Source organism: Pseudomonas sp. S2_C03 (assembly GCF_054668405.1).
In genome coordinates this window covers 5,119,968-5,138,803 of sequence record NZ_CP162766.1, presented here as the reverse complement: position 1 = coordinate 5,138,803, position 18,836 = coordinate 5,119,968, and the positions used below count along the sequence as shown (strand labels likewise).

19 protein-coding genes and 1 tRNA gene are annotated in these 18,836 nt (G+C 57.7%); 4 read left to right on the top strand and 16 right to left on the bottom strand.

Going from position 1 to position 18,836, the window contains the following annotated elements; translation table 11 throughout:
- Positions 1 to 74: 74 nt before the first annotated feature.
- From AB4N64_RS23615 to AB4N64_RS23605, 3 genes are all read left to right on the top strand, one after another.
- Positions 75 to 1,832 (top strand): terminase ATPase subunit family protein, encoded by a 1,758-nt coding sequence (locus AB4N64_RS23615; RefSeq protein WP_273921120.1) that lies wholly within the window; start codon positions 75 to 77, stop codon positions 1,830 to 1,832.
- A complete protein-coding gene (locus AB4N64_RS23610) occupies positions 1,832 to 2,839 on the top strand; it encodes a phage portal protein (protein WP_460119000.1) in 1,008 nt (335 codons plus the stop codon). Before AB4N64_RS23615 ends, AB4N64_RS23610 begins: the two co-directional genes overlap by 1 nt.
- Positions 2,840 to 2,998: 159 nt before the next feature.
- Entirely contained in the window at positions 2,999 to 3,763 is a 765-nt protein-coding gene (locus tag AB4N64_RS23605) for a DNA adenine methylase (protein WP_460118998.1), read from the top strand.
- A gap of 951 nt (positions 3,764 to 4,714) precedes the next feature.
- Here the strand turns inward: AB4N64_RS23605 and AB4N64_RS23600 are convergent.
- From AB4N64_RS23600 to AB4N64_RS23550, 11 genes are all read right to left on the bottom strand, one after another.
- Positions 4,715 to 4,972 carry a hypothetical protein gene (locus AB4N64_RS23600; RefSeq protein WP_460118996.1) on the bottom strand — a complete coding sequence of 86 codons (258 nt, stop codon included), beginning with the start codon at positions 4,970 to 4,972 and terminating at the stop codon, positions 4,715 to 4,717.
- Positions 4,969 to 5,286, bottom strand: a complete 318-nt coding sequence (locus AB4N64_RS23595) for a hypothetical protein (RefSeq protein WP_460118995.1) — start codon at positions 5,284 to 5,286, stop codon at positions 4,969 to 4,971. Before AB4N64_RS23595 ends, AB4N64_RS23600 begins: the two co-directional genes overlap by 4 nt.
- A 122-nt stretch (positions 5,287 to 5,408) precedes the next feature.
- Positions 5,409 to 6,314 (bottom strand): hypothetical protein, encoded by a 906-nt coding sequence (locus AB4N64_RS23590; RefSeq protein ID WP_460118993.1) that lies wholly within the window; start codon positions 6,312 to 6,314, stop codon positions 5,409 to 5,411.
- An 858-nt stretch (positions 6,315 to 7,172) separates the two neighbouring features.
- On the bottom strand, positions 7,173 to 7,757 hold the full coding sequence (locus AB4N64_RS23585; protein WP_460118991.1) for a hypothetical protein: 585 nt from the start codon (positions 7,755 to 7,757) through the stop codon (positions 7,173 to 7,175).
- Positions 7,758 to 7,851: 94 nt separating this feature from the next.
- Positions 7,852 to 7,927 (bottom strand) — tRNA-Thr (locus AB4N64_RS23580).
- 119 nt (positions 7,928 to 8,046) lie between these two features.
- Entirely contained in the window at positions 8,047 to 9,288 is a 1,242-nt protein-coding gene (locus AB4N64_RS23575) for a nucleoside deaminase (RefSeq protein WP_460118989.1), read from the bottom strand.
- 298 nt (positions 9,289 to 9,586) lie between these two features.
- Entirely contained in the window at positions 9,587 to 10,819 is a 1,233-nt protein-coding gene (locus AB4N64_RS23570) for a methyltransferase (protein ID WP_460118987.1), read from the bottom strand.
- Positions 10,800 to 11,489, bottom strand: a complete 690-nt coding sequence (locus tag AB4N64_RS23565) for an ABC transporter permease (RefSeq protein WP_460118985.1) — start codon at positions 11,487 to 11,489, stop codon at positions 10,800 to 10,802. Before AB4N64_RS23565 ends, AB4N64_RS23570 begins: the two co-directional genes overlap by 20 nt.
- Positions 11,486 to 12,181: an ABC transporter permease gene (locus tag AB4N64_RS23560; protein ID WP_460118983.1), complete on the bottom strand. Its 696-nt coding sequence runs from the start codon at positions 12,179 to 12,181 to the stop codon at positions 11,486 to 11,488. Before AB4N64_RS23560 ends, AB4N64_RS23565 begins: the two co-directional genes overlap by 4 nt.
- A gap of 77 nt (positions 12,182 to 12,258) precedes the next feature.
- The gene (locus AB4N64_RS23555; RefSeq protein ID WP_460118981.1) at positions 12,259 to 13,005 is read right to left on the bottom strand and encodes an ABC transporter substrate-binding protein; all 747 of its coding nucleotides are present in this window, start codon (positions 13,003 to 13,005) and stop codon (positions 12,259 to 12,261) included.
- Positions 13,006 to 13,018: 13 nt separating this feature from the next.
- Positions 13,019 to 13,792, bottom strand: a complete 774-nt coding sequence (locus AB4N64_RS23550) for an ABC transporter ATP-binding protein (RefSeq protein ID WP_460118979.1) — start codon at positions 13,790 to 13,792, stop codon at positions 13,019 to 13,021.
- A 565-nt stretch (positions 13,793 to 14,357) separates the two neighbouring features.
- Between AB4N64_RS23550 and gabP the strand changes: the two genes are divergently transcribed.
- Positions 14,358 to 15,749, top strand: a complete 1,392-nt coding sequence (gene gabP / locus AB4N64_RS23545; RefSeq protein WP_460118977.1) for a GABA permease — start codon at positions 14,358 to 14,360, stop codon at positions 15,747 to 15,749.
- A gap of 85 nt (positions 15,750 to 15,834) precedes the next feature.
- On the opposite strand, the gene vapC is transcribed toward gabP, so the two are convergent.
- The 5 genes from vapC to AB4N64_RS23520 form a co-directional block, all read right to left on the bottom strand.
- The gene (gene vapC / locus AB4N64_RS23540; protein ID WP_460118975.1) at positions 15,835 to 16,242 is read right to left on the bottom strand and encodes a type II toxin-antitoxin system tRNA(fMet)-specific endonuclease VapC; all 408 of its coding nucleotides are present in this window, start codon (positions 16,240 to 16,242) and stop codon (positions 15,835 to 15,837) included.
- A complete protein-coding gene (gene vapB, locus AB4N64_RS23535; protein ID WP_460118973.1) occupies positions 16,242 to 16,472 on the bottom strand; it encodes a type II toxin-antitoxin system VapB family antitoxin in 231 nt (76 codons plus the stop codon). The genes vapC and vapB overlap by 1 nt, the downstream gene beginning before the upstream one ends.
- A 146-nt stretch (positions 16,473 to 16,618) precedes the next feature.
- Positions 16,619 to 17,841 (bottom strand): IS3 family transposase gene (locus tag AB4N64_RS23530; RefSeq protein ID WP_460118971.1). Its coding sequence is split into 2 segments (ribosomal slippage): positions 16,619 to 17,490 and positions 17,490 to 17,841, totalling 1,224 coding nucleotides; the frame shifts between segments, so codons are not numbered across the junction.
- A 116-nt stretch (positions 17,842 to 17,957) separates the two neighbouring features.
- Complete coding sequence (locus AB4N64_RS23525; RefSeq protein ID WP_460118969.1) at positions 17,958 to 18,410, bottom strand: hypothetical protein; 453 nt, start codon at positions 18,408 to 18,410, stop codon at positions 17,958 to 17,960.
- 6 nt (positions 18,411 to 18,416) lie between these two features.
- Positions 18,417 to 18,833 (bottom strand): hypothetical protein, encoded by a 417-nt coding sequence (locus tag AB4N64_RS23520; RefSeq protein ID WP_460118967.1) that lies wholly within the window; start codon positions 18,831 to 18,833, stop codon positions 18,417 to 18,419.
- Between the last annotated feature and the right edge of the window lie 3 nt (positions 18,834 to 18,836).

Sequence of the window (18,836 nt, the reverse complement as noted above, 5' to 3'; positions counted from 1 at the left end):
GGCTGGACTGTAGCTGGCGGTCTTACAGGTCGCGGCGTTAGGGGCTTCGCGCGCGTGACGGCAGCATCTGCGTCATGAATGAAGCCGCCCACCCACCGATGGACCCTCGCCGCCAGGCCAAGTTTTTGTACTGGACGGGTTGGCGCGTCACCGATATTGCCGACTTCCTGAGCGAGAAAGAGAAAACCATTCACTCCTGGAAGGCCCGCGACGACTGGGACCGGGCAGACAATGTCGAGCGCATCGGTGGTGCGTTGGAAGCACGCCTGGTGCAGTTGATCCTCAAAGAGGGCAAGTCCGGGGGGGACTTCAAGGAAATCGACCTGCTGCATCGGCAACTGGAGCGGCAGGCACGCATTCAGCGGTTCCAGGGTGGCGGTACCGAAACCGACCTCAATCCGAAGCTGGCCGCGCGTAACGCTGAACCGAAGAAACAACCCAAGCGTAACGACTTCTCCGAGGATGACTTCGAGAAGTTGGAAGAAGCGTTTCGAGATGGCTGTTTCGAGTACCAGCTCGACTGGTATCGGTCGATGAACCAGCGCACTCGGATGCTGCTCAAGAGCCGGCAGATCGGGGCGACCTATTACTTTGCCCGCGAGGCACTGATCGATGCGCTCAAGACCGGGCGCAACCAGATTTTCCTGTCCGCCAGTAAGGCTCAGGCCCACCAGTTCAAGAACTACATGCAGGCGTTCGTCAGTGATGTGCTTGGCCGGCAACTGACGGGCGATCCGATCGTGCTGGCCAACGGCGCCGAGTTGCATTTTCTCGGGACCAACTACCGCACGGCGCAGGGCCGCTCAGGCAACTTCTACTTCGACGAATTCTTCTGGACCCACAAATTCGAGGAGCTCAACAAAGTTGCCTCGGGCATGGCGCTGCACAAGCACTGGCGCAAGACCTACTTTTCGACCCCGTCGAGCATGGCCCACGAAGCCTACAAGTTGTGGACCGGCGAGCGTTTCAACAAGGGTAAACCGACCGCTCAACACCTCAAGCTGGACGTAAGCCACGACGCGCTGGGGCAGGGCCGGCTGTGCGAGGACCGTATCTGGCGCCAGATCGTCACGATTCTTGATGCCGAACAACGTGGTTGCGATCTGTTCGACCTGGAGGAGCTGCGCTTCGAGTACAACCCCGAGCAATTCGCCAATTTGCTGATGTGCCAGTTTGTCGACGACGGCGCCTCGATCTTCCCGTTGCAAATGCTTCAGCCCTGCATGGTCGATAGCTGGGTGGAGTGGGGTGAGGATTACAAACCGTTCGCAGCACGTCCCTTTGGCGACCGGCAGGTGTGGGTAGGCTACGACCCGGCCGAAACCGGTGACAGCGCCGGACTCATAGTTGTGGCACCACCGCTGGTACCGGGCGGCAAATTCCGCGTGCTTGAGCGTCATCAGTTCCGGGGTATGGACTTCGCGGCACAGGCTGAGGCCATCCGCCAGGTGACCAAGCGCTACTGGGTGACCTACATCGGCGTCGATGTTACCGGTCTGGGCAGCGGCGTGGCCCAGCTGGTGCGCCAGTTCTTCCCGGCCGTCACCACCTTCAGCTATTCGCCCGAAGTGAAAACCCGTCTGGTACTCAAGGCCTACGACGTGATCAAGAACGGACGCCTCGAATTCGATGCCGGCTGGACCGACATGGCCTCCAGCCTGATGGCCATCCGCAAAACTATCACCGCTTCAGGGCGGCAGTTCACTTATACGGCCGGTCGTAATGACGAAACCGGTCACGCCGACTTGGCGTGGGCATTGTTCCACGCCCTGCACAACGAGCCGCTGGAAGGGCAGACCGCTGCCAACACCGGCATCATGGAGATTTGTTGATGACTACTGATCTGGTTGAGGCGCTTCCTGCGCAGAGTCAGTCCCATGCATTCACCTTTGGTGATCCGGTACCGGTGCTCGATGGCCGGGAGATCCTCGACTACCTGGAGTGCTGGTCGAACGGGCGTTGGTACGAGCCGCCGCTGTCGCTGGATGGTTTGGCCAAGTCGACCCGGGCCAGCGTGTACCTGCAATCGGGGCTCAACTTCAAACGCAATGCCCTGGCTCGAACCTTCATTCCGCACAAACTGCTCAGCCGCCAGGCCTTCGAGCAGGTGGCCCTGGATTTCATCTGGTGCGGCAACACCTACCTGGAGAAGCGCGACAACATGCTGCGCCAAGCGTTGGGGTTGTTGCCGGCGATGGCCAAGTTTGTGCGTCGAGGCGTCGAGGAGGGGAGTTACTTCCAGGTGCGTGGCTGGCGTGACGAACATGAGTTTCGCAAAGACAGCATCTGCCATCTGCGGGAGGCCGACATCAACCAGGAGATCTACGGCTTACCGGAGTGGCTGTCGGCGCTGCAGAGCGCCTTGCTGAACGAGGCAGCGACTCTGTTCCGGCGCAAGTACTACCAGAACGGCAGTCATGCAGGCTTCATTCTGTACATGACCGACGCGGCGCAGAACGAAGACTTCGTCACTGACCTGCGCGGTGCCATGAAGAGCAGCAAAGGCCCGGGCAACTTCCGCAACCTGTTCATGTATGCACCTGGTGGGAAGAAAGACGGCATCCAGTTGATACCTATCAGCGAAGTCGCGGCCAAGGATGATTTTGGCTCGATCAAAAACATCAGTCGTGACGATCTGCTCGCGGCTTTGCGGATTTATCCCCAACTGATGGGCATCGTGCCGCAGAACTCGGGGGGCTTTGGGTCGATGCGCGAAGCCGCCCAGGTGTGGGGACTGAACGAGCTGGAGCCCCTGCAGGCGCGCCTGCTGCAATTCAACGAATGGCTGGGCGAGGAGGTTATTCGCTTCAAGCCGTTTGAGCTTGGAGAGGGGAAGTAAAACCCGCGCAGTGAATAAACGAGGCGACGAGCTGGTGTTGAAGCACCAGCCCGACGTCGTACCACTCGAGCATTCCGAGTGATCCAACCCAAGGCCTCGCCCCACTGCGCAGGGGGTGCGAAGCCTAAGCGAATCCAATAGCAGAGACAAGGATCACTTATGTCTACACCGATTTTCCCTTGGATGGGCGGAAAGCGCCGCATGGCCAAACACATCCTGCCTGAGTTCCCAGAGCACGAATGTTATGTCGAGCCGTTCTGCGGTGGCGCAGCATTGTTCTTCATGAAAGAGCAGAGCCACGTTGAGGTCATCAACGACTTTGATGGTGAGGTCGTCAACCTGTACCGGGTGGTGGCGCATCACCTGGAGGAACTGGTCCGGCAGTTTCGTTGGTCGTTGGTCAGCCGCAAGATGTTCGAGTGGACCAACATGCAGATCCCGGAAACGCTGACCGATATTCAGCGGGCTGCTCGGTTTTTCTATCTGCAGCAGCAGTGCTTCGGTGCCAAACCAACGGGGCGCACCTTCGGTACCGCGACCACTTCGCCGCCCAGGTTGAATCTGTTGCGAATTGAGGAGCGGCTCAGTGAGGCGCACCTACGACTGGCCAGAACCACGATCGAGCATCTCGATTGGAAGGAATGCATCCGGCGTTACGATCGTCCGCACACACTGTTTTACCTTGATCCGCCTTATTGGGAAACGGCCGGGTACGCACCTGGTGCATTCAATTTCGAGCAATACCAGCTGATGGCTGAATTGGCGGCATCGATCAAGGGCCGGATGGTTATCTCAATCAACGACCACCCGCAGATTCGAGAAGTGTTCTCTGGGCTTCGCCTGAAGGAGGTGCCGTTCCGGCATATGGTGGGGGGGCAGGGCGGCAAGCAGGCCAATGAGTTGATTTACTTCAACTGGTTATAGGCGCGCCAAGTAGGCGCTTGAGTCAATGACAGTACTGCCGCCTTCGGGCGGCTTTCTTATGGGCAAAAAAACCGCTTCAACCTAAGCTGAAGCGGTCCATTTTGGCGACCTTATTTCAGGTCATCTAAGTGATCTAGCAGCAGTTCAACGGCGTGATGTACACGCACACAAACCACCACGAAATCCCACGCATGTTTCAAATATTTCAACATGCCTTGACCCCTATGGTTGGGCCAAACCTCCAGCACACTCATCGGACTTGTGTGCCTTTGGGATCACGTGAATGCTCCCTGTGAGGCGGCTAAGCTGATGGACGCCTTCTGAGTTATCCGCACGGATTACAAGCCCGTGTCAGAAGGCCGTCGCGCGGCAGTTACAGACACCGTGCGAGTGCCTGCATGGTAACGAATTAATTTCCAACGTGGTGGGGCGTATCGGCGCATTGGCTGTGTATAAAAGAGCACTTTTTCGGCCAGAGGTAGACACTACGGGGCTTTGGCGGGGGGAAGATTTTTTTCACAAAAATGGGGATATTTGCTCGATTGCACAAAAAACCATCAAAGATGGACTTTTTTACCAAAAAAGGCCGCACCCATCACTACATCTTGTGTTTTACGCACGCCCCAAAACCGCCAATCGTTAATTATTGCCACTGCAAGTGCCACCTTGTACTCTGTCGGTACGTGAATGCTCCCTGTGAGTAAGAAAGCCCGGCCACTAACTGGGCTTTCGACGAAAAAGCCGCCCTTACCAGGCGGTTTTTTTTTGCTTGGAGTTCAGACCCGTGCCCCGTCACAGCTAGACGCTAAAGCCCTTCAACCCAATGCCATCGGCAAAACCCGGCCCACCGCGGTGAAGCTCGCGCAGGTGCGCGCCTTATCTCGTCGCGAACGCACCGCGGGGTGCTCGACCAGAGCGCGCAACACGTCCTCCTTAATGTGACGTCGCCAATCAGTGCTCCAGCACCATCAGCCGCGCCGTCGCGGCGTGTTCAAACGCCAGGTACAGCGCCTCGATGCTTGCCGCGTTCAGCGCCTTAACCGTCTCAACCCCCAGGCCGAAGCCTTCGGCACGGTCCGCCGCGCGATGGCAGTCGGCCGCGGTGCGCGCCTGGGCGATGTTGGCCAGCAGTTTCAGCGCCTGCTCGTGGATCGCATGTGGCAGGTTGTACGCGGCAAGCGCGTCGCCTACTGCATTGTCGCGGCTCATGCGTAGATCGCCTCGGCTTGCGCCGTAAACGCTGCCGCCTGCTCGGCACTCAAGGCACCGTCTTTAACAAACTGGGCTAACCACCCCTTTAGCCCAGGTACACCGCTGGCTCGTTTCTTGGACAGTTTGTATCCCAGCGCAATGACCATGCCGCGCACCTGCAACTCGTTACGGATTATGGTTTTCTGGTAGTCCAGGGTTTGCAAGATGGCAGCCGTCAGTGTCGCCTCGCCCGGATGGGTCTGGTGTAAATCGCTGAGGCGCTTCTTGAGAAAATCGGCTTCAAAGCTGGGATCAATGTTGTCGACGGTCACGGGCGTTTACCTTTGCGAGTAAGTGGCGGTCAGTGCGTAAAACCAGACGGTGGGGGTTGGTCATCAAGTCTAGGGGACTGGCTTCTTTGCTTACAAAAAAAAGCCCCCACACCTTGGCGGTCTCACTTTACGTTCATCCACTCGGTCGGATCCACTTGATGCCATTGCTGCGCCTCGCGATCAAATTCCGTCCATACGGCTTCCAGTTTGGCACGATCGCCAGTGAACATCGGACTATCTAGATGCTTGAACTGGTCGAATTGTGCAACGGGTAACACAGTGCCTGCGCCGCTATAGCAGAACCAGGAACCCACTACATGTGCAACCTCAGCAATCTCGCGCATAGCCTGCTTGGCGTCAGTCAGGCCCCAGCGCTCCAAAACTCTCCCTTCACGGCTTGCCTCTGTCGCAGCATGGGCAATCTCGACGTTGACGTGATCAATTACGGAAGATAGTCGCTCCAAACGGGATTCAAGCATGTCGAATATTTCCTCCCGAATGAGATCATCATGCCTAGAGATATTCGCGGTCACCCCGCTGAGCCAATCAAACTCCTTGTGCCGTTTCATCGCAAGCTCGTAGTGTAATTCGATCGGTACCCAGTAACTGTGGTTCCCCTGCCGAAGCTGCTCCGTGGCATAGGCATCGCTCGCGGCGCGGGTGCGGAGGTAGTTGTATTCCAAGCCAGCAATATCTTTGACATAGACCTCGCGCGTAAGCTTTCTGCGTGAAGCGCGAATGTCGGCAATTAATCCACCCAGTGAGCACACGCTTTTACGTCCGCGAATAGGCTCCTTCTCGACCAGCCGCCGGATTCCCTGCATGGTTCCTGCCCAGAAACCGGACGCCAACATGTCCATTACCAGGCTATTGAGCTGCTTTTCGCCATCGACCGATGGGGCTTGCCTCACCATTTCAACTACGCACGAAAAAGCGGCAACATCCCAAGCCATTCGGGTTAAGGCCTTAGTGATGGCATTCTCTTCGAAATCGAAAATCCGCTTCCATTCTTCGATGCGCTCGAGCATTGACGCCTCCAATATTTTCTTTTTTTACATCATCACCCATGGGGGTGCCGATTGCGATGCCACGCCATTTTGCAATTGCGATCACCGGTGGGTGGAGACTTATTCATAGTCGGAGGCTCCTGGCCATCCGCTGCTGATCATGGTCACAAAGCGTTCTGTGGCTCGGTTGAATCGTTCGCCGTTGTCAACAGCCCACGACCTCGGGCCATCGTGATGTCTCCCTTCGTTATTTTGCAGCACTATCGGGGTCTGATGGTGTTTTGACTTGGCGCGCGCCGTCGTCCCCCCGCCACGCCTGCGGGCTAAATGGGGCGCTTTTTCTGCACGCCCTGCAGGTGCTGCGACGCGGGCCTGGCTGGGCTTGCTCTGGCATTGATAGGGGTGAAAAAGCCTGCGAATCCCTGCGAGGGTGGGCTGTTTTGAGGGCGTGGTTGGAGCGAGGTCTCAAGGCGATTCTGAGACGCGACTCGGGGAAAGGGTTAGTTTTTGAAGATGGGGGGGATGGCTGCTGTGCAGACCCCGTGTTTGTTGGGCTTGGGCGCTAACTTTGGAGGGTTAGTTATGGTTAGGTTTGAGGTTAGTAAATTGTAAGATATTGATTTATAAGGTATTTATTTAATGAGTTTTTAACAGTTATAAAGGTTAGGAAATTACCTCTCATAACCCTAAAGCTAACCTATGGCACCGACTGCAAAGCCGCGCAGAACAGGGCTTTGAGAAGGGGCGGCAAAAAACTTACCTTCCTAACCTCTTTCCCGTGGGTCAATATAAAAATGGCGAAACCGCACGGCGAGGGGGGCCTTGGTGAGCTCCGCTCTCGTTTCCCTTCAGAAAGGCATTAGCCATTTAGATCCAGCACTACTGGACTTTGTTTTGCGCAGAGACTCCAGAAGGGAGGCCGCTAGTTAGCATTTTCAATCGATGGGCAAGCCACTGGCACATGTCCGCCATGTTGACTGCCTCTTCGTAGCTAACCTGGTGATTAGAGAGGTGAACAGCATCATTTCGGATGCGACGAAGCTTCCTGAGTGTGTCGAACTCCAGGTCACTAATTGCGTCCATTACGTGAAGCTCGTTAGCGATCGTAATCAGAGAGCCATTGGGGGAGATGCCAGCTTTGGTCGCATACTCCATCGTCGCTCTTTCGACATCCACCCAAGCGCCGAGAATGGCTGCGCGCGGGTCTATGCGTGCTAGCTCCAGAACGCTTGGCGGTGGGACAAATGGAAGTAGGGGGTCATTGGCTGGCGTCTGTGCCACCAGTTCATCTTTAACTGCCTCGAGTTTCTCGCTGAGATCAATGTGCAAGTCTTTGTACTTGAGTGTTCGAACCATCGGAATCAGCTTGGCCAGCGGATGGCGCATCAGTAGGGCCAGACCCAAAACTGCAGTTGGCCAGGCAAGTGAGCTGATTATCGAGGAGAAGAACTGCAGCCAATCCATGGGCATAGCACCTTTATCGTAGGGCTTGGTACGTGCGTTGGTACGTGCGCTAGATACAACAAGGCCCCGCATCGCTGCGAGGCCTTGTTTTGTATGGTGCCGGCACCAGGAATCGAACCCGGGACCTACTGATTACAAGTCAGTTGCTCTACCAACTGAGCTATACCGGCGTGTTAGGGCGACGATTATAGCGATTGGGCGGCTTCTGTAAACCCCTGAATTCAGACTATTTTTACGTGGGTGTCGGGCCGGCCTCGCGGATGCTTGCGCGGGGCCGGCCGGGGGTGGATTACACGCCGTTTTTGACCGCGTTGATCAAGTCCTGGCTCAGTACCTGGGCGGGGGCAACTTGCACGCTTTGCGTGTAGAACGGCGGCAGGTTCTGGGCCAGTTTCGATAACGTTTGTGCCGTGGTGTTGCCTGGCAGCAGCACGTATTGCAGGTTCGACGGATAGCTCTGGGGCACCGGGCCTTCCATGGTGGATCCGTAGGCGCCGAAGGTCATGACGGCTTGCGGGGTTGTCGGGTCGGGGGCGTAGAGGAAAACGAAGGTGCCGTACTTGGGATGGGTCAGGTATTCGCCTGCTTCAGCGCGCACGGCCGGGTCGGGGTCGTTCATCAGGGTCCAGCGCATGACCGCGTAGTTGCGGGTGGTTTCCATGAAGGCTGTGCGAATCGGCGACTGGTGCTCCGCGCCGCCCTGGCACACCAGAAGGTTGCCGAATGGATCGATCAATGCCACCGAGTTGAATACCTTGCTCTGTTGCGCGGTTTTAACCAGTGACGGGGCGAGTTCGGCGCCGGGATCGCGGGGGTTGGCCGATTGAACGGTCATCGCGAACGGGCTGAGGGCCGTGAGTGCCTGGCGGACTTTGCTATTGGCGGGCAAGGTGGCGGGGTTTTTCAGCTGATCGGGTGGCAGGCCGCTGTTGTTGCTGGCGTCGCGCACGGTGTTGACGCTTGCAGAGAAGATGGAGCTGCAGAGGAAGTACGCCGCCGAATCGATGCTCTGGCCACCGAACACCGGGCTGGTCGAACCCTGATACGCCCGGCTGACCGGCGCTGCAATGGCGTAATAGGCCCAAGTGCTCTGCGCTTGCTCGCGGATTTGCGGGGCAAGTGTCGGAAAGTTGAACTGGCTGTTGTAGTTGATGCCGGCGTAGTCATCGATCGCACTGACGGCGACGTTGAATCCTGCTGTCAGCAGTGAACCGGCGCACATGGCGCAGGGGTCCAGCGTGGTGACGATGGTTAACTGATTGGGCGGTGGCAGGCTCAGCCGCGCCGCATTCTGGTAATACCAGTCCACCAGCTGCCGCTCGCCGTGGGCGGTGGGGTCGTGGGGCAGGAAGAAAGTCGTGGTGTTACCGGGAAACGGCATCAGCACGTTGTTGTGCATCACGGCGATCAGTTCGCCCGTGGCGTTGTTGATGATGGCGCCGCCCACGGCGAAGGTCTGTTGCAACGCGGCGTAAATGGCTTGGTTGGCGACGGTGTCGACGGCTTCCTGCGCACTGTTCAATGTGCTCATTTTTACTCGCTCCTTGCTGTCCTTGAGCGTCAGTGAGTTCTGACGTTTGGCAACAATAGTCGAGGATTTCCAGGCGGTTTATGTTCTTTTGGCTTAATGCTTATGCACAACGGAATGTCTATTGCACTTGACGCCACGCGAAAATGTGGATCCGTTCTCATTTGACTGCAAATAACTGTTTTTGTGGTTTTTTCTACCCATGTACGAAAATTGAACAGATTGGTTTCAGCACTGAAACAGGCGAATAGATTGGATCCATGATTTTTAATCAACAGAGTTATCCACAGGCTGCGTAGGATTAATCGCGTTCGGCGAGCAGCAAGAAATTACGTGGCGTGAGCGGCGTTTCGCAGAAGGTTCCGAGGCGAACGGTGTAACCCTGCTGTCTGAGGAAAAGTGCTCGATCCAGCACCAGCCAAAGCTCCAGTGGGCGTCGGAAAAGCCCGCGCACAAGCTCCAGGTTGCGCACTTCAGCCAATCGCCGCCAGCCAGCGGCTTCAACGGCCGGCCAATCCTGGGTTCCGATTGTGGATAACTCCTTCAGCGCGGCCAGATGATGGCAGTACTCGGCGAAGGGTTTATCCAGCCAGGCACTGGGCAGCGACGGTGTGGGCAAGTATTCATCCACCCCGCGCAGTTGCCGCTGCAGCAGGTCGAATGCCAGGCGGCGGGCCATGGATGTGTCGCGCTGACGGCGCACGCGAGCACCGGCGGTGACGGTTTCACTCATCGGCAGTGCGAGATCGTCGAGGTTGAGCTGTAGCTCGGAGCGAGTCGCCACCGAGGATATCGGCTGATAGTGCGTCAGACCGATCCGGTTATAGCAGCATGGCGCAACAGCCAGTTGTTTGCAGCCCACGGCGCTGGCGAGCTGGATCAGCCGCACATGCAAATCGCCACAAGCGTGCAGCGCCACTGGCGTATGGTCTGCACTCAATAAAGAAGCCACCTCGGCTGCGAGCACATCTTGCTCGACATGCCGTGCAATCAAATGATGACGCTGGCTGAGGGCCTGACCACTGACCACCAGGGCCGGGTCATATTCAACGCACGTGAGCGCCTGGCCGGTCTGCAGCAACCGTCGCCCCAGGTGGCCCTTGCCGGAACACCAATCCAGCCAATGCGTTGCAGGCTTGGTGAACGACAACCGACTGGCGAACGCCTCGATCTGCTGCCATTTGCGCCCCGGTACATCGACATTCAATCGATGCACGGCCGCTTCGAGGGCCTGCCCTGGCAATTGCCCCACTGCGCTGAGTTCAATGGATCGCGCCGCCAGCGAAGCAAACGGCTCAGGTGCTTGTTCCAGAAACGCGGGTTGGTTATGCGCGCTTTCCGCCGCTTCCAATGACCTGGCACGCAGCCATGCGGTCATCTCGGGGCAGGACGCTTCCCAAGGAAGTTGCAGATGAGTGAACGGCCTGGGTTTCCACAGCGCCTGATGCTCGACCAGAAAAGCATCCAGCGCCATGAATCGGGCGAGCAGGGCCTCGCCCGTCAGTACATCGCCATCAACGACCCTGGCAGGCATCGACGCGCAACCAGCGCTCCAGCTGCTTGAAGCCGTGCACCAGGATAAAGGTCATCAACAGGTAGAACATGCCGGCGGCAAAGAAGATCTCCACCGGCAAGTAGGTCCTGGCAATGATGGTGCGCGCCATCCCGGTCAGTTCCAGCAGCGTCACGGTGCTGGCCAGGGCACTGGCCTTGAGCATCAGGATCACTTCGTTGCTGTAGGCCGGCAGGCCGATGCGCGCCGCGCGCGGCAGGATGATGTAGAACAACGCTTTGCTGCGCGACATGCCCAGCGCCCGCGCCGCTTCGATCTCGCCCGGCGGGATGGCCTGGATTGCACCGCGCAGGATTTCTGCAATGTAGGCGGCGGTGTGCAACGTCATGGTTGCCGTGGCACACCAGAATGGATCGCGCAGGTAGGGCCACAACGAACTGTTACGTACGGCGTCGAACTGCGCCAGGCCGTAGTAGACCAGGAACAGTTGAACCAGCAGCGGCGTACCACGGAAAAAGAAGATGTAGCCGTAGGGAAAAGCCCGCACCCACCAGAGGCGCGACGAGCGTGCGATGCCCAGCGGGATGGCCAGCAGCAGGCCGGCGATGACCGCGATGGCCACCAGTTCCAGGGTCAGTGTCGCGCCCTGAGCCAGTCTCGGCAGCCACTTGATGATGACTTCCCAGTTCATTGGGTGCTCCTCGCGAAGCCGCGAGCGGCGCGTTTTTCCATGAAGTGCATGCCGGCCATGGCAAGTACGGTGAGGCCCAGGTACATGAACGCGGCCACCATGTAGAAGGTGAATGGCTGCTTGGACACGGTCACGCCGATCTGCGCGTGGCGCATGATTTCTTCCAGGCCGATGACCGACACCAATGCGGTGTCCTTCATCAGGATCATGAACAGGTTGCCCAGCCCGGGCAGGGCGATGCGCCACATCTGCGGCATGATCAACCTGGTGAAGATTCGCCACTTCGACAGGCCCAGGGCCACACCGGCCTCACGATGACCTTTGGGGATGGCGAGGATTGCACCGCGAAACACTTCGGTGGCGTAGGCACCGAAGCACAGCCCCAGCGCAATCACGCCGGCAGCGAAGGCATTGAGTTCAAGGTCGGGATTGCCGAAGAACTCACCCAGGGCACGCATCAGGTTGACCGTGCCGAAGTAGATCAGCAGCACCCAGAGCAATTCCGGGATGCCGCGAACCAATGTCGAATAAGTGCCGCCAAGCCATTGCAGGGGCTTGTACGGGGAAGTCTTGGCCAGGGCGCCGAGCAAACCCAGCACCAGCCCCAGGCATAGGGCCGAGAGTGCCAGTTTTACCGTCATCAGCGCGCCAGCGGCAAGCGCCGGGCCGAATCCGTAGAGGTCGATAATCATGTATTTCTGTTCAAATCGCGGCAGGCAAGGCCGGGGACCGGCGCCCCTTCAGGCGACGCCGCTCCGGCAGGTCAGTATCAGTAGATGCTGAACGGGAAGTACTTGTCGTTGATCTTCTTGTAGGTGCCATCAGCGACGATTTCTTTCAGTGCGGCGTTGAGCTTCTCGCGCAGCGGGTCGCCTTTACGTACCGCGATACCGATCTTGTCGCTTTCTTCCACCGGGTCGCCCTTGAATTCATAGGATTTGCCGGCGTCGCTTTTCAGCCACTCGTAGTTGACGTATTTGTCCGCGAGGATGCCGTCCAGTCGACCGGAAGTCAGGTCAAGGTAGGCGTTTTCCTGGGTGTCGTAGAGTTTGGTTTCGACGCCCGGCATGTTGTCTTCAAGCCAGGTGCCCGCCAGCGTCGCGCGTTGTGCGCCGATCACTTTACCTTTCAGGGCGTCTGCGTCGGTTTTGAAGTCAGCGTCTTTCTTGGCAATGAACTGCAGTTTGTTCGAGTAGTACGGGTCGGTGAAGTCCACCGCTTGCTTGCGCTCATCGGTGATCGACATCGACGAGATCAGGAAGTCGAACTTTTTGGCGTTCAGGGCCGGGATGATGCCGTCCCAGTCGGAGGTGACCACGGTGCAATCGACTTTCATCTTGGCGCACAGGGCGTCGCCGATTTCCTTGTCGAAGCCGACGACATTGCCGCTGGCGTCTTTATTGTTGAACGGCGGGTAGGCCGCTTCGATGCCCATCTTCAAGGTTTCGGCCATGGCGCCGGCGCTGAAGGCCAGGGTGACGGCGGCGGCCAGGAAGACCTTTTTATAGTTCTGCATGCGGGTAGCTCCGTTAGCGGTTGCTGGACATGAATTGTTTGCAGCGCGCCGAAAGCGGGTTTTCGAACACCTGCTGTGGCGATCCTTGCTCTTCTACCAGGCCCTGGTGGAGGAACACCACTTCGCTGGACACCTGACGAGCAAAGCTCATTTCGTGGGTGACCAGCAACATGGTGCGGCCTTCTTCGGCCAGTGCGCGGATGACATTAAGTACTTCCTGGACCATTTCCGGGTCAAGGGCGGAGGTGGGCTCGTCGAACAGGATCACCTTGGGTTGCATCGCCAACGTGCGGGCGATGGCGGCGCGTTGTTGCTGGCCACCTGAAAGTTGCGCCGGGTAGGCGTGGCGCTTGTCGGCGATGCCGACCTTGGCCAGCAGGGCTTCGGCGACCTCGATGGCCTCGGCCTTGCTTTGGCCGAGCACGCGGCGCGGTGCTTCGATGATGTTGTCGAGCACGCTCATGTGCGGCCACAGATTAAAGTTTTGAAACACAAAACCAATCTCGCTGCGCAGGCGATTGATCTGTTTATTGTCGGCTGCGTGCAACTCGCCGTTTTTGGCGGCTTTGAGTTTGAGCTCCTCACCGGCGACCAGAATCTGCCCCTGATGCGGGTTTTCCAGCAGGTTGATGCAGCGCAGGAAGGTGGACTTGCCGGAGCCGGAGGAGCCCAGGATCGAGATCACATCGCCATCACGGGCGGTCAGCGATATGCCTTTGAGCACCTCAAGCTGTCCGTAGCGTTTGTGCAAGTCGCGGATTTCAAGCGCGGGCGTGGCCTCAGCCATGTGCGTTCCTCATAGTGTGATGCGCTCCTGCTGTTGGCGGGCCTTCCTGACGAGGCGGCCAACCTAGCATAGCGTCTGAATGCCAGCCAACAGCGCTGCGGGCCCTAAACGCGCGGTGTGCGACAGGTTGTCGCATCGGCGCAGCAGACTGTCGCCCTGCTATCAACCGAACAGCCGTTTGAACCCTTCTCGCCTATGAAAAGCGCGACGGCATTCGCAAAAGGGGCGCGATGTTGCCAGCTTTGTCGGGGTGTTGGAAGCGCTAACGGGCCAAACGTTAGCGTTGCGCACTTTAATTGTGCGTCTGGCGATTTTTTAGTGTGTTTCTGGTGCGCTGATTCGTTACGAAAGTGAGTCGCAGGGTAACGTTCTGGCAAATTGCCATTAATCTCAATGGGTTGCGATGACTGTCCGGTCGCGCTACAGGCCCCGAAGTTGAAGACTTTGAAACATTTTGGCGCAATATTTGCGTGCAGAATCCGGAACGCCCTGTTGGTTTCTTTTTACGAGAAGGAATGCCAGACCGGGCAGAAGCACATCGCTTTCCTTTACAAAGGTAGTTTCAATGAGCAGTACCCCAAGCTCCAATGGCCTCGAACAGGGGCTCAAACCGCGTCATGTGACCATGCTGTCGATCGCCGGGGTTATCGGTGCCGGCCTGTTCGTCGGCTCCGGCCACGCCATTGCCGCCGCCGGCCCTGCCGTACTCCTGGCTTATGCCGCCGCCGGTATGCTGGTTGTTCTGGTCATGCGTATGCTCGGTGAAATGGCGGTTGCCTCGCCGGACACCGGCTCCTTCTCGACATACGCCGATCGCGCGATCGGCCACTGGGCCGGTTTCACCATCGGCTGGCTCTACTGGTGGTTCTGGGTGCTGGTCATCCCGCTGGAGGCCAACGCCGCCGCGACCATCCTGCACGCGTGGTTCCCGGGTGTGGACATCTGGGCCTTCGCCCTGGTCATCACCATGTTGCTGACCGTCACCAACCTGTTCAGCGTGAAGAACTACGGTGAGTTCGAATTCTGGTTCGCCCTGCTCAAAGTGGTGGCGATCATCGGTTTCATCATCCTCGGTTTGGCGGCGATCTTCGGTTTCCTGCCGGGCAGCCAGGTCAGCGGTGTGTCGCACCTGTTCGATACCCAGGGTTTCCTGCCTAATGGCATGGGCGCGGTGCTGGGTGCGATCCTGACCACCATGTTCTCCTTCATGGGCACCGAGATCGTGACCATTGCGGCCGCGGAATCGAAGAACCCTGGCAAGCAGATCTCCAAGGCCACCAACTCGGTGATCTGGCGGATCGGTTTGTTCTATCTTGTGTCGATCTTCATCGTCGTGGCCCTGGTGCCATGGAACGACCCGGTCCTGGCCAGCGTTGGTTCCTATCAGACCGTGCTTGAGCGCATGGGCATCCCGAACGCCAAGATGATCGTCGACATCGTCGTATTGGTCGCTGTGACCAGTTGCCTGAACTCGGCGCTGTACACCTCGTCGCGGATGTTGTTCTCCTTGGGCAAGCGCGGTGATGCACCGGCCGTTGCCACTCGCACCAACAAGAGCGGCACGCCTTACTGGGCCGTGATGTTGTCCACCGGCGCGGCCTTCCTGGCCACGTTCGCCAACTACGTAGCCCCGGCCGCCGTTTTCGAGTTCCTGCTGGCCAGCTCCGGCGCCATCGCGTTGCTGGTGTACCTGGTGATCGCGATCTCGCAACTGCGCATGCGCAAGCAGCGTGTGGCGCGTGGCGAGAAAATCGTCTTCAGCATGTGGCTGTTCCCCGGCCTGACCTACGCGGTAATCGTGTTCATCGTCGCGGCCCTGACCATCATGGGCTTCCAGGACGCCCATCGCGTGGAAATCCTCGCGACCGGCCTGCTCAGCGTACTGGTGGTGGCAACCGGCTTGCTGGTGGCGCGCCGTCGTCGCAGTGAGCGTTTGAGTGCTGCTGTGGCGCGCTGAGGCCCTGGCCTGAGCTGTTGAAACGGAAAAAGGCCGCCTGTCAGCGATGACAAGGCGGCCTTTTGTTTGCGGCGATAATTTTGATTTAGTGGTCGGTGACCCAGTCTTCAATGCGCAACCCGGACACTCGCTCAAACTCTCTCAAGTTGTTTGTCACGACGATGAGTCCTCGGGAGCGCGCATGGCCCGCGATCATCGAATCGTACGGGCCGATGGGTGTTCCTTTTTTGGCCAGCTCTGATTGAATCATTCCGGTGTGCGCCGCTGCCTCATTGTCGAAAGACAAAACGTCAAGGCGTGCTGAAAACCCCTCCACAATGGCCAGATTTTTTTCTGGTGCTGCGGATTTTTCCGCACCGTAGATTAACTCCATCAGGGTTACGGTACTGATGCAGAGCTGCCCTTGATGTCGGTTAAACGCGTCACGTACTGCCTGTGGTTTATTCTTGATGGTAAAGATGCAGATGTTGGTATCCAGTATGTACTTGAGCATCAGAACGCCTCACGCTTCTGCTCCGCCGGTTGCTCTCGTTCGATCATGAAGTCTGGACTGACATTGTCACCGTCGAACCAGCTGTCCCACGTTTCGTCTGCGGGGGTGATGATGCGCGCGCGTCCTATGGCAACCACGTTGACACGTTTCACATCGCTGGGCATTGCAACAGCCTTGGGAAGGCGAACGGCTTGGCTTCGGTTGCTCATGAATAGAGTGGTTTGTTCCATGGGGCCTCCTGTGCTTTTCGCGACGCTATGTGTCGAAAGGATAGGGGCTTGGCTGGATATGTCAATGGGATATACGTTGTCCGTCGACGAAGCGTAGTACTCCATAGAGTGTCTAGTCCTGAAATAGGTTTACACCTGTTTCAATCTCAAAACGCCCGATGCACCGCATCGGGCGTTTTGTATTTCAGGGACAAATGAGGTCGCTTCTGGTTATAAATCTCTATCGACTCTTTGACCATGCGCTTTGCTTGAGCAAGATCCTTGGGGCGGTGAAAGAGAAACTCCGTTTTCAAAATTCCATTCACCCGTTCCGCTAAAGCATTCTGGTAGCAGTCATAGCCATCAGTCATCGAACACCTGACACCGTGTTTGGCGTGCAACTTTTGGTAGAGATTAGAGCAGTACTGCGAGCCTCGATCCGAGTGATGCACCAAGGGTTGGTCAGTTCTTCGGTGCCGAAGAGCTTCGGTCATCGCCTTAATAACTGACTCTGTATGCAGACTTTCATGGACGTGATGGCCGACTATCTTTCGCGAGAACGCGTCGGTAACCAGGCTTACGTAAGCGACGCTTTGCTCGGTCGGCAAGTAGGTTATATCTGCCACCCAGACCTGCTCCGGGCCTGTGGCAGTGACTTGATCGGGACCCGGTTTGAGCCGGTTCGGATGTCGACGGAAGCGATGATGGCTATCGGTTGTTTTGTGATAAGCGCGTTTGCGTGTAACCAGTTGGCGGTGGTCTCGCAAAATATCGAACAACCGATCTCGGCCTACCGTTTGCGTCAGTTCAGGTTCGGCTTGCATAAGACCGTGCAGCTTGCGGGTGCCCAGCCGGGGCATCTCTAGGCGTGTCTCTAAAACAAACCCCAGCACCTTCTGCGCATGACTGGCTTGCGCATCATAAGCTCGATTGCGTTTGTAATATGCTTGCCGCGAAATGCCTAGAAACTGGCAAGTCCTGGTAATACTCAGGTCTTCGATTTGCCCTTGGGTGAGGACTTGCCGGATCGCTTTTTTACGACAGAAACACCGTAATCGTTTTTCAGCACGTCAACGACCGCTTCAAAAAATTGGGCTTTCTGGTTGGCAAGGGCCAGCTGTTCTTCCAGCTCCTTGATGCGCTGCTCGGGTGTCAGCGGCAAATTTGGTTCGGCCATCGGTCGGTTCCTCTGGGCGCGAATGGTAGCGCCTTGGCTCCAGTCCTGCCGTCCGTGCTTACGCAACCACACCAACACAGTCGACCGGCCCTGAATCCCATAACGCCGTTGAGCCTCTTTATAACTCAGAACGCCCTTTTCAACCTGGTCCACGACGGCCAATTTAAAGGCCAGCGTGTAATCACGCTGACTTCGCTTTTTTACTGAATCCATTGGTTCCTCCTGAAGATAAGTCAGAAGGTGTAAACCTTATTCAGGACGAGACAGAGGAAACAAAAAGGCCGCCTGTCAGAGATGACAGGCGGCCTTTTTTGTTTGGAGCGCGCCGCTTACTCGGCTTTATCTTCCGATGCTTCCAGCGACTGGCGATAGGCATCCAGCGCAGCGCCGAAATCGCTGATGAACTGCGGCTCGCTCAAGGCAGCCTGGGCGGCTTCGCGGTCCATGCCATCGGCCCACATGTGGTAGTCGATCAGCATGTCGGCGGCCAGGTGGGTGGCGGCCATGGCTTCGTTTTCGGAGTTTTCCAGATCCAGCAGTTCCGGGTGATCGTTGATGATCCCGGAAAGGTCGTTCAGCAGAACCGAGAGCATTTCGCTGCGGTCGATGGCTTGCGCATCGCGCATCTTGCTGAACATCGCCAGGGTGTATTCCGGGATCGGTTCGGCCAGGTGACCAAGTTCATCGTCCAGGGCGGCAGGTTTACGGCCGACCATGCGGATTTGCTTGGCTTTGGCTTTGGCGCGCTTGGCGCGTTTCTGTTGCTTGTTCGGGGAGGCCATGGGAGCTCAGTTCGATTTCTGTTGGGTTTGCGCGGCGATCGCGTCGGACGCGGCCACGTAGTCAGCCTGGAACGCCGGAGATTCGATCCACGCCAGGGCGCCAGCTTCGTCGGTTTCAGTGGACCACTGGCGGTACTCGATCAGCGCCGCGAGGATGAAGTCCATCGCGCCTTCTTCGCCTTCCTGCTCGTACACCAGTGCCAGCAACGGATCTTCGAGAAACGCGCCGCACATGGCCTGCTGACTGATTTTCTCGGCGTCGATCATTTTCTTGAACAGTTCGGTGAGATCCACCGATTCAAAATCGATGCGGTCGTCGTTCGGGTCCAGCTCGACCGGCGCGGCAGCCCGCTGGGTGCGGTTCTGCTTGGCCTTGGTTTTGGCGCGGGAGGCGCGTTTTTGCTGCTTGTTGGCGGAAGCCATGGT